Below are 12,838 nucleotides of genomic sequence, written 5' to 3' on the forward strand. Positions count from 1 at the left end.
ACCTTACTGATCCACGGCCGGTACGCCGGAATCGGCGTCCGGGGTGTCCACGGCGCTCTCGGCGTCCGGGGTGTCCACGGCGCTCTCGGCGCCCCCGGCGTCCTTGAGGAGCACGTCGGCGTCGAAGCAGGTGCGGTCGCCGGTGTGGCAGGCGGCGCCCACCTGGTCGACCTTGACCAGCACGGTGTCCGCGTCGCAGTCGAGGGCGACGGACCTGACCCACTGGAAGTGACCGGAGGTGTCGCCCTTGACCCAGTACTCCTGGCGGCTGCGCGACCAGTACGTGCACCGGCCGGTCGTCAGCGTGCGATGCAGTGCCTCGTCGTCCATCCAGCCGAGCATCAGCACCTCTCCGGTGTCGTACTGCTGGGCGATGGCGGGGACGAGCCCGTCGGCGCCGCGCCTGAGGCGGGCGGCGATCTCGGGATCCAGGCTGCTGGGCGGGGGCGTGCTGGTCATGACGACCATTGTGCCGCGCCGGTCGGACACTCCTGTGCCCTTGTCCACTGGGCGGACCGCTGAGGCAGTCGTAGGCTTGCTGACATGTCGACCCATGCCAAGCGTGAACGACTTCTCCTCGCCGATCTGTTGGAGACGGAGGGCCCGGACGCCCCCACTCTGTGCGAGGGCTGGAACACCCGTGATCTCGCCGCGCACGTGGTCGTGCGCGAGCGCCGCCCGGATGCCGCGGGCGGCATCCTGATCAAGCAGCTCGCCTCGCGCCTCGACCGGGTGATGGCCGAGTTCACCGAGAAGCCGTACGAGGAGCTGATCCAGCTCATCCGTACGGGGCCGCCGCGCTTCTCGCCCTTCTCCCTCAAGCAGATCGACGAGGCGTCCAACGCGATCGAGTTCTACGTCCACACCGAGGACGTACGCCGCGCCCAGCCCGACTGGGTTCCCCGCGAGCTCGACCCGGTCTTCCAGGACGCCCTCTGGTCCCGCCTTGAACGCACGGCCCGCCTGATGGGCCGCGGCACCCCCACGGGCCTGGTCCTGCGCCGCCCGGACGGCCAGACGGCGGTCGCCCACCGGGGCACGCCGGTCGTGACGGCCACGGGCGAGCCGTCCGAACTCGTCATGTTCGTCCACGGCCGCCAAAACGCCGCGGACGTGGAACTGGAGGGCGACAAGGAAGCGATCGCCAAGCTGCACGAGGCGAAGCAGCTGGGCATCTGACAGCTGCTTCGGGGGTCCGGCTACTTCGGGCGGGAGTCCGGCTACTTCGGTGGTTCGGCTACTTCGGGAGTTCGGCCCGGCGGAGGTCGCGTACGCACAGGGCGAGCACCCCGCCGAGGCCGCACACGGCCGCGCTGACGACGAAGACCGGGCCCGTGCCCCACGCGCCGATCGCGGCGGCGGACACCGGCATGCTGAGCGGGGCGAGGCCGAGGCTGACGATGCCGGACACCGAGCTGACCCTGCCCAGGTAGGCGGGGTCGGTCCGGGTCTGCAGCAGTGCGCCGCACAGGGCGCCGCTGAGGCCCGTGAGCAGGCCGACGAGGACGGCGACGCCCGCCGCCGCGACGACGTTCGGCACGTAGGCCAGGGCGCCGACCGCGACCGAGCCCGCCAGGATCGTCACCGCCATGACGCGTCCGGCGTGCGGAAGGCCCCCGCGTACGGCGATCAGCAGCGCGGCGGTGCCCGCGCCCACGCCGAACCCGGCCAGTACCCACCCCACGCCTGAGGCGCCCCAGCCGCGCTCGTCGGCGAGCAGGGTGAGGCCCACGTTGAGCGGGCCGACGAAGCCGAGGTCCCCGAGGGCTATGGCGACGATCAGCGGGGCGAGGACGCGGTGGCCGCGGATGTAGCGCAGTCCGTCACGGAGGTCGCTCCAGGCGGTGGGGCGTTCGGTGGCTGCCCTGTCGTCCCCGGGGAGGTCGGCGACCCGCAGGGAGACCAGCAGGGGCACCGACACCGCGATCAGCAGCCCGGCCAGTCCGAAGGCCGCGGCCGGCCCGCCCAGCGCGATGCCCAGACCGCCGAGCGGCGCGCCCACGACGTTGGCGAAACGGATGGCGAGGCCGCGCATGCCCTGGACGCGGGTGAGCTGGCCGCGGCCGGTGATGCGGGCCGGCAGGGCACCCACCGCGGGCATGAAGACGGCGTCGACCGTGCCGAAGACGAGGGCGAGCAGTGCCAGCGGCCACAGCCCGGGCGTCGTGGCGAAGAGCAGCGCGGCCACCGCGAGCACGGCCGCGCACCGCACGGCGTCGCTGCCGATGACGACCTTCCGGGGCCCGAACCGGTCGGCGAGCACTCCCCCGCCGAGCATCAGCAGGGCGCGCGGCACGGCGCTCACGGCCGCCACGATCCCCGCCTGCGCGGGCGTGCCCGCCTGGACGGCGGCCCAGGTCAGCGCGAGGTAGTAGACGTTGTCGCCGACCATGGACGCGGTGTAGGCGCCGAGCCAGCGCAGGACGTTCGGATCGCGGTGGGCCGGCCCGTCGGAGACGGCGGCCAGGGGTATGGACGTCGTGGACATACGCGCGTGCCCTCCCAGGGCTGCGAACTCTCAGGTGCGGAACGGGAATCCGTACACATGCAGCGCGACGTTCTCGCGCCCCTCGGTCGCGCCGGCCGCCTCGGCGGCGCGGCCCTTCTCGTCGTACTTCCTGGCGAGGGCGAGCAACTCCTCGCCGAGTTCGGCCAGTTCGGCGGAGGTCAGCCGCAGCAGCGACTCGTTGTCCGGTGCGGCGGAGTTCCACTCGGCGCCCCAGGTGGGGCGTTCGTCGAGGTAGCGGCGGTACATGTCGGCCCGCTGCTGGTGGAAGAGCCTGGTGGCGGCCAGATGCGCGGACGCCCTCTCGGGTGCGTCCCGGAAGTCCTTGTCCCTGATGCTCACGCCCTGCGAGGAGGGCTGCCACCAGCGCTCGCGGGCGTCCCCGCTCTGCGGCTCGGCCGCCTCGATCAGCCCGTGCTCGGCGAGCTTGCGCAGGTGGTAGCTGACCAGTGAGACCGCTTCGTCGACCTGCTCGGCGAGCTGGGACGCGGTGGCGGTGCGGGCCACGCACAGCCCTCGGTACAGCTGCATCCGCAGGGGGTGGGCCAGCGCCTTGAGGGTGCCCAGGTCCGTGATCGGGAGGTTCTCCGTGCCGCTCATGACACCACCGTAGATACGAAAGAAAAGTTGCGCAATATAAATTGCGCAACTTTTCTTTCCCATCTGCACAACGAAAAGCCCCGGCCCGCGAGGGTGCCGGGGCTCACCGGTGGAACGTCACCGGGGCATCACCGCACCGGATGCCCCGCCTCCCGCAGCGCCTGCTTCACCTCGCCGATCCGCAGGTCGCCGAAGTGGAAGACGGACGCGGCGAGCACGGCGTCCGCGCCCGCGGCGACGGCCGGCGGGAAGTCGGCCAGCCGGCCCGCGCCGCCGGAGGCGATCACCGGCACCGTGACGTGCTTCCGTACGGCCTCGATCATCTCGATGTCGTAGCCGTCCTTCGTGCCGTCGGCATCCATCGAGTTGAGCAGGATCTCGCCCGCGCCCAGCTCGGCGGCCCGGTGCGCCCACTCGACGGCGTCGATGCCAGTGCCCTTGCGGCCACCGTGGGTGGTGACCTCGAAGGTGCCCTCGGGGGTCCGCCGCGCGTCCACCGACAGCACCAGCACCTGCCGCCCGAACCGCTCGGCGATCTCCCGGATCAGGTCGGGGCGGGCGATGGCGGCCGTGTTGACGCCGACCTTGTCCGCGCCCGCCCGCAGCAGCTTGTCGACGTCCTCGGCCGTGCGCACACCGCCGCCGACCGTCAGCGGGATGAAGACCTGCTCGGCGGTGCGGCGCACCACGTCGTACGTCGTCTCGCGGTTGCCCGAGGACGCGGTGATGTCCAGGAACGTCAGCTCGTCGGCGCCCTCGGCGTCGTACACCTTGGCCATCTCGACGGGGTCGCCCGCGTCGCGCAGGTTCTGGAAGTTGACGCCCTTGACGACCCGGCCGTTGTCGACGTCCAGGCAGGGGATGACTCGTACGGCGAGGGTCATGACTCGGGCGCCTCTCGGTACGCCTCCACCTCGACCTCGACCACCAGGCTGGGGTCCACGAAACCGGAGACGATGATCATGGATGCGGCGGGCCGGACGGAGTCGAACAGCTCCTTGTGGGCGCGTCCGACGTCCTCCACGTCCCGGGCGTGGGTGAGGTACATGCGCGTCCGTACGACGTCCTCGCGGCCGAGATCCAGCTGCTTCAGCGCCTCCAGCGCGACGTTGAACGCGTTGACCGCCTGCTCGTACGGGCCGCCTCCGGCGATCTCGCCGTCCACTATCGACGTGCAGCCGGAGACCAGCACCAGCCCGTTCGGCAGCTCCACCGCCCGGGAGTACCCGAAGGCCTCCTCCCAGGGGGCTCCGGTCGAGACGCGTCGCAGGTCACTCACTTGGCCACCGCCTCCAGGGCCTCTTCCAGGGTGAACGCCTTCGCGTACAGGGCCTTGCCGACGATCGAGCCCTCGACACCGAGGGGCACGAGCTCGGCGATGGCCCGCAGGTCGTCGAGGGACGAGACCCCGCCGGACGCCACCACCGGGCGGTCGGTCGCCGCGCACACGTTCTTCAGCAGCTCCAGGTTCGGGCCCTGGAGGGTGCCGTCCTTCGCGATGTCCGTGACGACGTACCGCGCGCAGCCCTCCTTGTTGAGGCGCTCCAGCGTCTCGTAGAGGTCGCCGCCGTCACGGGTCCAGCCGCGCCCGCGCAGGGTCGTGCCGCGTACGTCGAGGCCGACCGCGATCTTGTCGCCGTGCTCGGCGATGACCTTGGCGACCCACTCGGGGGTCTCCAGGGCGGCCGTGCCGAGGTTCACCCGGGTGCAGCCGGTGGCGAGGGCCGCGGCGAGCGTGGCGTCGTCGCGGATGCCGCCGGACAGCTCGACCTTGATGTGCAGTTCCTTCATGCGCTCGGCGACCTCGCCGATCAGGGCGCGGTTGTCGCCCGTGCCGAACGCGGCGTCCAGGTCCACGAGGTGCAGCCACTCGGCACCCGACCGCTGCCAGGCGAGGGCCGCCTCCAGGGGCGAGCCGTACGAGGTCTCCGTACCGGACTCGCCGTGGACGAGGCGGACCGCCTGGCCGTCACGGACGTCGACGGCGGGGAGGAGTTCGAGCTTGGCCATGGTCTACAGGGTTCCGATCCAGTTGGTGAGCAGCTGCGCTCCGGCGTCGCCGGACTTCTCGGGGTGGAACTGCGTGGCCCACAGAGCGCCGTTCTCGACGGCCGCGACGAAGGGCTTGCCGTGCGTCGACCAGGTGACGAGCGGTTCGCGCATCGCCGGGTTGGCGACTTCGAGGTTCCAGTCGTGGACGGCGTACGAGTGCACGAAGTAGAAGCGCGCGTCGCCCTCGAGGCCCGCGAAGAGCTGCGAGCCGGCCGGTGACTCGACGGTGTTCCAGCCCATGTGGGGCACGATGTCGGCCTGCAGCGGCTCGACCGAGCCGGGCCACTCGTCGAGGCCCTCGGTCTCGACGCCGTGCTCGATGCCGCGCGCGAAGAGGATCTGCATACCGACGCAGATGCCCATGACCGGACGGCCACCGGCGAGACGACGGCCGACGATCCAGTCGCCGCGCGCCTCCTTCAGCCCTTTCATGCAGGCGGCGAAGGCGCCGACGCCGGGCACCAGCAGGCCGTCCGCGTTCATGGCCTTGTCGAAGTCACGCGTTATCTCGACGTCGGCACCCGCGCGCGCGAGGGCGCGTTCCGCCGAGCGCACGTTCCCGAAGCCGTAGTCAAAGACGACTACTCGTTTGGAAGGGGAGCTCAATTCCACACCTCCAGCCTCAGGACGCCCGCGACCAGACACATCGCGGCGCCGATCGACAGCAGCACGATGAGACTCTTCGGCATCTGCTGCTTGACGAAGGAGTAGACGCCGCCGAGCAGGAAGAGCCCGACGACGATCAGTACGGTGGAGAGGCCGCTCATGGCTTTACAGCGCGCCCTTCGTGGAGGGAAGGATCCCGGCGGCGCGCGGGTCACGCTCGGAGGCGTACCGCAGGGCCCGGGCGAGCGCCTTGAACTGGCACTCCACGATGTGGTGCGCGTTGCGCCCGTACGGCACGTGGATGTGCAGCGCGATCTGGGCTTGCGCGACGAAGGACTCGAAGATGTGCCGGGTCATCGTCGTGTCGTACTCGCCGATCATCGGCGCCATCTTCTCGGGCTCGGTGTGCACGAGGTACGGGCGGCCGGAGAGGTCGACGGTGACCTGGGCGAGCGACTCGTCCAGCGGGACCGTGCAGTTGCCGAAGCGGTAGATGCCCACCTTGTCGCCGAGCGCCTGCTTGAAGGCGGCACCGAGCGCGAGGGCGGAGTCCTCGATGGTGTGGTGCGAGTCGATGTGCAGGTCGCCCTCGGTCTTCACGGTCAGGTCGAACAGACCGTGCCGGCCGAGCTGGTCGAGCATGTGGTCGTAGAAGCCGACTCCTGTCGACACATCGACCTTGCCGGTTCCGTCGAGATCGATCTCGACGAGGACCGACGTCTCCTTGGTCACCCGCTCGACTCTTCCTACGCGGCTCATGCGCTCTGCTCCTTCTTCAGTTCACGTACCGCGTCGAGGAACGCGTCGTTTTCGGCGGGGGTTCCGGCGCTGACCCGCAGCCACCCCGGTACGCCGTTGTCCCGGACCAGGACGCCCCGGTCGAGGATCTTCTGCCAGGCCTCGTGGGAGCCGTTCTCGCCGTCGAACCGCCCGAACTGCACGAAGTTCGCGTCCGACTCGGTCACCTCGAAGCCGATCGCCCGCAGTTCGAGGACCAGCCGGTCCCGCTCGGTCTTCAGCTGCTCGACGTATCCGAGCAGCGTGTCGGTGTGCTCCAGGGCGGCCAGCGCGGTCGCCTGGGTGACGGCCGACAGGTGGTACGGAAGCCGTACGAGCTGGACGGCGTCCACGACCGCCGGGTGCGCGGCGAGATAGCCGAGGCGCAGCCCGGCCGCGCCGAACGCCTTCGACATCGTCCGCGAGACGACGAGATTCGGCCGACCTTCGAGCAGCGGAAGCAGCGAGTCGCCGTGGCTGAACTCGATGTACGCCTCGTCGACGACGACCATCGACGGCTTCGCCGCCTGCGCGGCCTCGTACAGCGCGAGGACCGTCTCGGGCGGAACCGCGTTGCCCGTGGGGTTGTTGGGGGTGGTGATGAAGACGACGTCGGGCTTGTTCTCGGCGATCGCCTGCTCGGAGGCCGCGAGGTCGATCGTGAAGTCCTCGTTGCGAGGGCCCGAGATCCATCCGGTGCCGGTGCCCCGCGAGATCAGGCCGTGCATCGAGTACGAGGGCTCGAAGCCGATCGCGGTGCGGCCTGGCCCGCCGAAGGTCTGCAGCAGCTGCTGGATGACCTCGTTCGAGCCGTTGGCCGCCCAGACGTTCTGGAGGCCGACCGCGTACTTGCCGGTCTTCGTCAGGTACTTGGCCAGCTCGGTGCGCAGCTCGACCGCGTCCCGGTCGGGGTAGCGGTTGAGGTTCCGGGCCGCCTCGCGCACCCGCTCGGCGATCCGCTCGACGAGCGGCTCGGGCAGCGGGTACGGGTTCTCGTTCGTGTTCAGCCGTACGGGGACGTCCAGTTGGGGCGCGCCGTACGGGGACTTGCCGCGCAGCTCGTCGCGTACGGGGAGCTCGTCCCAAGGGGACAAGGAGGGGTTGCCGGTCACTTGCTGGGCACCTTCCAGTCGAACCTTGCCTTGACGGCGGCACCGTGGGCGGGGAGGTCCTCTGCCTCGGCGAGCGCCACCACGTGGTGGGCCACCTCCGCGAGGGCGTCGCGTGTGTAGTCGACGATGTGGATCCCGCGCAGGAAGGACTGGACCGACAGACCCGAGGAGTGGCAGGCGCAGCCGCCGGTCGGGAGGACGTGGTTGGAGCCGGCCGCGTAGTCGCCCAGCGAGACGGGCGCCCAGGGGCCGACGAAGATCGCACCGGCGTTGCGGACCCGGTCCGCCACCGCGCTCGCGTCGGCGGTCTGGATCTCCAGGTGCTCGGCGCCGTACGCGTTGACGACCCGCAGGCCCTCGTCCACGCCGTCCACCAGCACGATCGCGGACTGCCTGCCGCTGAGCGCCGGGACGATCCGGTCCTCGATGTGCTTGGTGGCCGCGACCTGCGGCTCCAGCTCCTTCTCCACCGCGTCGGCCAGCGCGACCGAGTCGGTGACCAGGACGGCGGCGGCCAGCGGGTCGTGCTCGGCCTGGCTGATCAGGTCGGAGGCGATGTGCGCCGGGTCGGCGGTGTCGTCCGCGAGGACCGCGATCTCGGTGGGTCCGGCTTCCGAGTCGATGCCGATCTTGCCGGTGAAGAAGCGCTTGGCGGCGACGACCCAGATGTTGCCGGGACCGGTGACCATGTTGGCGGGCGCGCAGGACTCGGTGCCGTACGCGAACATCGCGACGGCGGTGGCGCCACCGGCCGCGTACACCTCGTCGATCCCCAGCAGCGCGCAGGCGGCCAGGATCGTGGGGTGCGGCAGACCGCCGAACTCGGACTGGGCCGGGGAAGCGAGGGCGATCGACTCGACGCCCGCCTCCTGTGCCGGGACCACGTTCATGATCACGGACGAGGGGTAGACGGACCGGCCGCCGGGCGCGTACAGCCCGACGCGGTCGACGGGCACCCACTTCTCGGTGACCGAGCCGCCGGGCACGACCTGGGTGGTGTGCGTGGTGCGGCGCTGCTCGCGGTGGACGATGCGGGCGCGGCGGATCGACTCCTCCAGGGCCGCGCGGACGGCCGGATCGAGCTGCTCCAGCGCGTCGGTGAGAGCCTGCGCGGGGACGCGCACGGACTTCAGGCGTACGCCGTCGAACTTCTCCGCGTAGTCGATCAGCGCCGCGTCTCCCCGATGATGCACGGCCTCGCAGATCGGACGCACCTTCTCCAGTGCGGCCGAAACGTCGAAGTCGGCTCGGGGCAGCAGGTCGCGCAGAGCGGAGCCCTCGGGGAGGGCGTCGCCGCGCAGATCGATTCGGGAGATCACGAACCAATTCTCTCAGACGGGGATCGGGCGCCGGACGGCTGTATCAATCGCTGATACGGGCCGTGGATCACCGGTCCGCACGTGGCCCGATTTCGTTCCTGGCGCGGGTTCCGGAAGATCGCCTTCACCGTCGGCGTTCAGGCTGTCACCCAGCGGGCATCACAGGAACGACTGTACGAAACCCGCGAGTAGCGGGGGAGAAAGGGAAGACCGTGACCCAGGGGGCCGGCGTCCGCGCCGGAGAACTGCCCGATGACCTGACCGCCGCCGAAGCCGGGATGTGGCAGGCGTTCCGCAACGGCAGCGTGTACGACCTGCGCGCCGGGGATTCGACCGTCGACGATCCGCACGGCGGACATCCATGGGGCCCCGAGCGCTGTGTGCGGGCCCGGATAGTGGCCTGGCTGCTGCTGGACGGACCGCCCGCGCTCGACGGCCGCGTCGCCTCCCTCAAGCTGACCGGCGTCCAGATCGTCGACGTGCTCGACCTCGCGGGCGGCACGATCGAGCCGTACGTCGAGATCAAGGGCTGCCGGTTCGAGAAGGAGGTCCTGCTGCCGGAGGCCCGGTTCACGACCGTGCGCCTGGTGGACTGCGCGGTGCCGCGTCTCGAAGCGGCCCGGGTGCACACCGAGGGCGATCTGCATCTGCCGCGCTGCCGCTTCCACAACGGCGTACGCCTCACGGACGCGCACATCGGCACGGACCTGCTGCTCAACCAGGCGATCGTCTACCGGGACCGGCGCGGGCGCTCCCTCACCGGCGACGGAATGACCGTCGGCCAGGACCTCCAGGCCGAGATGCTGGAGTCGCACGGCGAGCTGAGCCTGCGCGGCGCGAAGGTCGGCGTCTCGCTGAGCCTGCGCGGCAGCCGGCTGGCCAACCCGTACGGGAGCCGCCGCGCGCTGAACGCACCGCAGCTGACCGTCGAGCGCACGCTGTATCTGACCCCGGCGAGCGTCGGCGACCCCCTCCACACCAGTGGCCGCACCCCGGCGCGCGGCACCCGCGTCCAGCGGTTCGAGTGCGAGGGCGGGATCCGGCTCGACGACGGCCGGTTCGGGGACGCGGTCGACTTCGAGCAGGCCCGCCTCGTCCTGCGCGACGGCCAGGAGGTCTCGCTGCGCCGAGTCCAGGTGCCCGAGCTGCGCTTCCTCGGCGAGCGGCCGCAGCGCGGACGGGTCGTGCTGAACGGCGCGAAGGTGGTCAACCTGATGGACCAGGCGACCAGTTGGCCGGGCGCGGGCCAGCTGCAGATGGGCGGCTTCCAGTACGAGTACCTCGTGCCGCGCGGCCCGTTTCCGCTCGCCCGGCGCCTGGAGTGGGTGGCCGCGGCGACTCCGGAGTACAACCCGGAGCCGTACGAGCGGCTGGCGACCGTGCTGCGCAACGGCGGCGAGGACGAGGACGCCCGCGAGGTGCTGCTCGCCAAGCAGCGCCACCGACGCGAGAACCTGCCGATCGCCGCCAAGCTCTGGGGGTACGCGCAGGACTGGACGGTCGCCTACGGGTACCGGCCGGGCCGGGCGGCCGTGTGGATGGCCGTGCTGTGGGCGGCGACCTCCATAGCCTTCGCACACGCCGATCATCCGCCGCTCAAAAGCGGCGAACATCCGCCGTGGAACCCGTCGCTGTTCGCCCTGGACCTGCTGCTGCCGGTCATCGATCTCGGCCAGGTCGGCTTCTGGCAGCTGCGGGGCGGCTGGCAGTGGCTGTCCGCGGTGGTGATCCTGCTGGGGTGGGTCCTCGCCACGACGGTGGCGGCGGGCGCGACACGGATGCTGCGCAGAGGATGAGCAGGGGCCGGGCACCGGCCGGGCAGGGGCTGAGCAGGACTCTCTCCCGGGTCGCGCACAGCTGGTTGACACATGAACAACAGTCACCTTTTACCCGGCCTTGACCATTCCGCACGCAACCAAAATACGGTTACAAAAGCGTCACCGCGTCCCCCCTGGCACCCGTCCGACCTGCGGGTTTTCAATGGGCACCACCATGGCACTGCTGCGCGCGTTCCTCCGTACGGCACGGATGGCACGGAACACTTCGCGCCTCGCCGCCGGTCTGCCCGCCGACGACGAGGTACTGCTCGACGCGCCCGACGAGCGGCTCGGACCGGCGCTCGTCGCCGCGGGCCGCCGCGAGTACGGGACCGCGGCGAAGTTGCTGTCCACCACACGGGAGGCCGCCGAGTGGGAGAACCGGGACCGGTACGCGACACGGCTCGCCGCCTTCGCGCGCTCCCGGACGGAGTGGTTCGACGACTGGTGCTCCGACGCCCCGCACGACCCGGACGCGCTGCTGGTCAAGGCCGAGCTCGCGGTGTGCCGGGGCTGGGAGTCACCGGCCCGCGCCGAACTGCTGCGCCAGGTCGCGCCGCTGATCACCGCCGCCGCCGAGGGCGACCCGCGCGACCCGGTGCCGTGGCGCATCGCGCTCGACCACGCCCGGGGCACGAACACCCCGCACACCGCGTTCGAGCGGCTGTGGGCCGAGGCCGTACGCCGCTCCCCGCACCACTACGGCTGCCATGTGGCCGCCCTCCAGTACCTGTCAGCGGCCTGGTACGGCTCGCACCGCGAGTGCTTCGACTTCGCCGAGCGGGCCGCGCAGGACGCGCTGCCCGGCTCCCTCGTCCAGGCCCTTCCGGTGCGCGCGGCCTTCGCGTATCTGACCGAGGGCGGCGGAGCGGCCGTGCCGCGCGAACGCCTCGACACGGCGGCCGACCTCGCGATCGCCGTCTCAGGGGAGTACGCGGACGCCGACCCCTGGCCCGCGGAGGTCCGCAACCTGCTCACCTACGTGCTGATCCGCCTCGAACGCTGGCAGGACGCGCTGGCGGAGCTGCACCGGATCGGGCCGTACGCCACCTCGTTCCCCTGGGACCGCGTCTCGGACGACCCGCTCGGCCAGTTCCTCGAACTGCGTGACGGAATACGGATCGAGGTGGCCTCGGGCATGCCCCTGAAACTACGCAACGGGGATCTTCCGTATCCACGGAGTGAGCACAGCGGACGTGCTACCTCCGGTGACCATTAGGCTTTCTCGTCGTGACCACCGTCCGGCTCCCCCTCTTCCCTCTGAACTCGGTGCTGTTCCCCGGGCTCGTACTGCCCCTGAACGTCTTCGAGGAGCGCTATCGCGCGATGATGCGCGAGCTTCTGAAGACTCCCGAGGACGATCCGCGCCGGTTCGTCGTCGTCGCCATCCGCGACGGCCACGAGGTCGCGTCCACCGCGCCCGGTATGCCGGACCAGACCGCCGTACCCCAGCGCGGGCCCGCGGCAGGCTTCGGCGACGACCCGGCGAAGGCCTTCCACGAGGTGGGGTGCGTCGCGGACGCGGCGACCATCCGGGAACGGGCCGACGGCAGCTTCGAGGTGCTGGCCACCGGGACGACCCGGGTGCGGCTGCTCTCCGTGGACGCCTCCGGTGCCTTTCTGACGGCCGAACTGGAGGAGCTGGACGAAGACCCCGGCGAGGAGGCCGGCGCGCTGGCCCAGGGCGTGCTGCGGGCCTTCAGGCAGTATCAGAAGCGGCTGGCGGGGGCCCGGGAACGGTCCCTGTCGACCGGCGCCGAGCTGCCGGACGAGCCGGCCGTCGTCTCGTACCTGGTCGCCGCCGCGGCGATGCTCGACGTCCCGGCGAAACAGCGGCTGCTCCAGGCCCCGGACACGGCGTCCCGCCTCCGCGAGGAGCTGACGCTGCTGCGCGCGGAGACCGCGATCATCCGCAACCTGCCGTCGTTGCCGGCGTCGGAGCTGACGCGGGGGCCGACGAGTCTCAACTGAGACAGCGGGGGCGGGGGCGAGGCGGGGGGCGGAATCAGCCACTTGGGATGGCCCAAAATCCATGGAGAACACGCGTTC

At 71.1% G+C, this 12,838-nt stretch carries 15 protein-coding genes; 4 read left to right on the forward strand and 11 right to left on the reverse strand.

Annotated elements, in window-relative coordinates; genetic code table 11:
• Window positions 1-3 precede the first annotated feature (3 nt).
• Entirely contained in the window at window positions 4-459 is a 456-nt protein-coding gene (gene hisI, locus ACN20J_RS14390; protein WP_419666026.1) for a phosphoribosyl-AMP cyclohydrolase, read from the reverse strand.
• 84 nt (window positions 460-543) lie between these two features.
• Here hisI and ACN20J_RS14395 point away from each other — a divergent pair, with 84 nt between their 5' ends.
• Entirely contained in the window at window positions 544-1,179 is a 636-nt protein-coding gene (locus tag ACN20J_RS14395; RefSeq protein ID WP_189840335.1) for a TIGR03085 family metal-binding protein, read from the forward strand.
• 58 nt (window positions 1,180-1,237) lie between these two features.
• On the opposite strand, the gene ACN20J_RS14400 is transcribed toward ACN20J_RS14395, so the two are convergent.
• From ACN20J_RS14400 to hisD, 10 genes are all read right to left on the reverse strand, one after another.
• Entirely contained in the window at window positions 1,238-2,488 is a 1,251-nt protein-coding gene (locus tag ACN20J_RS14400) for an MFS transporter (protein ID WP_419666027.1), read from the reverse strand.
• 30 nt (window positions 2,489-2,518) lie between these two features.
• Complete coding sequence (locus tag ACN20J_RS14405; RefSeq protein WP_190230351.1) at window positions 2,519-3,106, reverse strand: ArsR/SmtB family transcription factor; 588 nt, start codon at window positions 3,104-3,106, stop codon at window positions 2,519-2,521.
• Between the two features lie 128 nt (window positions 3,107-3,234).
• Window positions 3,235-3,990 carry an imidazole glycerol phosphate synthase subunit HisF gene (hisF, locus tag ACN20J_RS14410; protein WP_266503221.1) on the reverse strand — a complete coding sequence of 252 codons (756 nt, stop codon included), beginning with the start codon at window positions 3,988-3,990 and terminating at the stop codon, window positions 3,235-3,237.
• Window positions 3,987-4,385 carry a RidA family protein gene (locus tag ACN20J_RS14415; RefSeq protein WP_419666028.1) on the reverse strand — a complete coding sequence of 133 codons (399 nt, stop codon included), beginning with the start codon at window positions 4,383-4,385 and terminating at the stop codon, window positions 3,987-3,989. Before ACN20J_RS14415 ends, hisF begins: the two co-directional genes overlap by 4 nt.
• The gene (gene priA / locus ACN20J_RS14420) at window positions 4,382-5,116 is read right to left on the reverse strand and encodes a bifunctional 1-(5-phosphoribosyl)-5-((5-phosphoribosylamino)methylideneamino)imidazole-4-carboxamide isomerase/phosphoribosylanthranilate isomerase PriA (protein ID WP_419666029.1); all 735 of its coding nucleotides are present in this window, start codon (window positions 5,114-5,116) and stop codon (window positions 4,382-4,384) included. The genes ACN20J_RS14415 and priA overlap by 4 nt, the downstream gene beginning before the upstream one ends.
• A 3-nt stretch (window positions 5,117-5,119) precedes the next feature.
• Window positions 5,120-5,770, reverse strand: coding sequence for an imidazole glycerol phosphate synthase subunit HisH (gene hisH, locus ACN20J_RS14425; protein WP_361920462.1), 651 nt, complete (start codon window positions 5,768-5,770; stop codon window positions 5,120-5,122).
• The gene (locus ACN20J_RS14430; protein ID WP_055612126.1) at window positions 5,761-5,925 is read right to left on the reverse strand and encodes a hypothetical protein; all 165 of its coding nucleotides are present in this window, start codon (window positions 5,923-5,925) and stop codon (window positions 5,761-5,763) included. Before ACN20J_RS14430 ends, hisH begins: the two co-directional genes overlap by 10 nt.
• Window positions 5,926-5,929: 4 nt before the next feature.
• Window positions 5,930-6,523: an imidazoleglycerol-phosphate dehydratase HisB gene (hisB, locus tag ACN20J_RS14435; RefSeq protein WP_359725515.1), complete on the reverse strand. Its 594-nt coding sequence runs from the start codon at window positions 6,521-6,523 to the stop codon at window positions 5,930-5,932.
• Window positions 6,520-7,653: a histidinol-phosphate transaminase gene (locus ACN20J_RS14440; protein WP_419666030.1), complete on the reverse strand. Its 1,134-nt coding sequence runs from the start codon at window positions 7,651-7,653 to the stop codon at window positions 6,520-6,522. The genes hisB and ACN20J_RS14440 overlap by 4 nt, the downstream gene beginning before the upstream one ends.
• Window positions 7,650-8,972 carry a histidinol dehydrogenase gene (gene hisD / locus ACN20J_RS14445; RefSeq protein ID WP_189840328.1) on the reverse strand — a complete coding sequence of 441 codons (1,323 nt, stop codon included), beginning with the start codon at window positions 8,970-8,972 and terminating at the stop codon, window positions 7,650-7,652. Before hisD ends, ACN20J_RS14440 begins: the two co-directional genes overlap by 4 nt.
• A 212-nt stretch (window positions 8,973-9,184) precedes the next feature.
• Here hisD and ACN20J_RS14450 point away from each other — a divergent pair, with 212 nt between their 5' ends.
• The 3 genes from ACN20J_RS14450 (at window position 9,185) to ACN20J_RS14460 (ending at window position 12,760) form a co-directional block, all read left to right on the forward strand.
• The gene (locus ACN20J_RS14450; protein ID WP_189840327.1) at window positions 9,185-10,768 is read left to right on the forward strand and encodes an oxidoreductase; all 1,584 of its coding nucleotides are present in this window, start codon (window positions 9,185-9,187) and stop codon (window positions 10,766-10,768) included.
• Window positions 10,769-10,952: 184 nt separating this feature from the next.
• Window positions 10,953-12,008 (forward strand): hypothetical protein, encoded by a 1,056-nt coding sequence (locus ACN20J_RS14455; RefSeq protein ID WP_246575385.1) that lies wholly within the window; start codon window positions 10,953-10,955, stop codon window positions 12,006-12,008.
• Between the two features lie 11 nt (window positions 12,009-12,019).
• Window positions 12,020-12,760: an LON peptidase substrate-binding domain-containing protein gene (locus ACN20J_RS14460; RefSeq protein ID WP_055612122.1), complete on the forward strand. Its 741-nt coding sequence runs from the start codon at window positions 12,020-12,022 to the stop codon at window positions 12,758-12,760.
• The last annotated feature ends 78 nt before the right edge of the window (window positions 12,761-12,838 follow it).

The sequence above is a fragment of the Streptomyces sp. 2-1 genome, from assembly GCF_048564895.1.
GTDB lineage: Bacteria > Actinomycetota > Actinomycetes > Streptomycetales > Streptomycetaceae > Streptomyces > Streptomyces phaeochromogenes.

Bases quoted from the DNA above. Each gene is read 5' to 3' on its own strand.
- hisI (WP_419666026.1), bottom strand. From the start codon at position 459: ATGACCAGCACGCCCCCGCCCAGCAGCCTGGATCCCGAGATCGCCGCC.
- ACN20J_RS14395 (WP_189840335.1), top strand. From the start codon at position 544: ATGTCGACCCATGCCAAGCGTGAACGACTTCTCCTCGCCGATCTGTTG.
- ACN20J_RS14400 (WP_419666027.1), bottom strand. From the start codon at position 2,488: ATGTCCACGACGTCCATACCCCTGGCCGCCGTCTCCGACGGGCCGGCC.
- ACN20J_RS14405 (WP_190230351.1), bottom strand. From the start codon at position 3,106: ATGAGCGGCACGGAGAACCTCCCGATCACGGACCTGGGCACCCTCAAG.
- hisF (WP_266503221.1), bottom strand. From the start codon at position 3,990: ATGACCCTCGCCGTACGAGTCATCCCCTGCCTGGACGTCGACAACGGC.
- priA (WP_419666029.1), bottom strand. From the start codon at position 5,116: ATGGCCAAGCTCGAACTCCTCCCCGCCGTCGACGTCCGTGACGGCCAG.
- ACN20J_RS14430 (WP_055612126.1), bottom strand. From the start codon at position 5,925: ATGAGCGGCCTCTCCACCGTACTGATCGTCGTCGGGCTCTTCCTGCTC.
- hisB (WP_359725515.1), bottom strand. From the start codon at position 6,523: ATGAGCCGCGTAGGAAGAGTCGAGCGGGTGACCAAGGAGACGTCGGTC.
- ACN20J_RS14455 (WP_246575385.1), top strand. From the start codon at position 10,953: ATGGGCACCACCATGGCACTGCTGCGCGCGTTCCTCCGTACGGCACGG.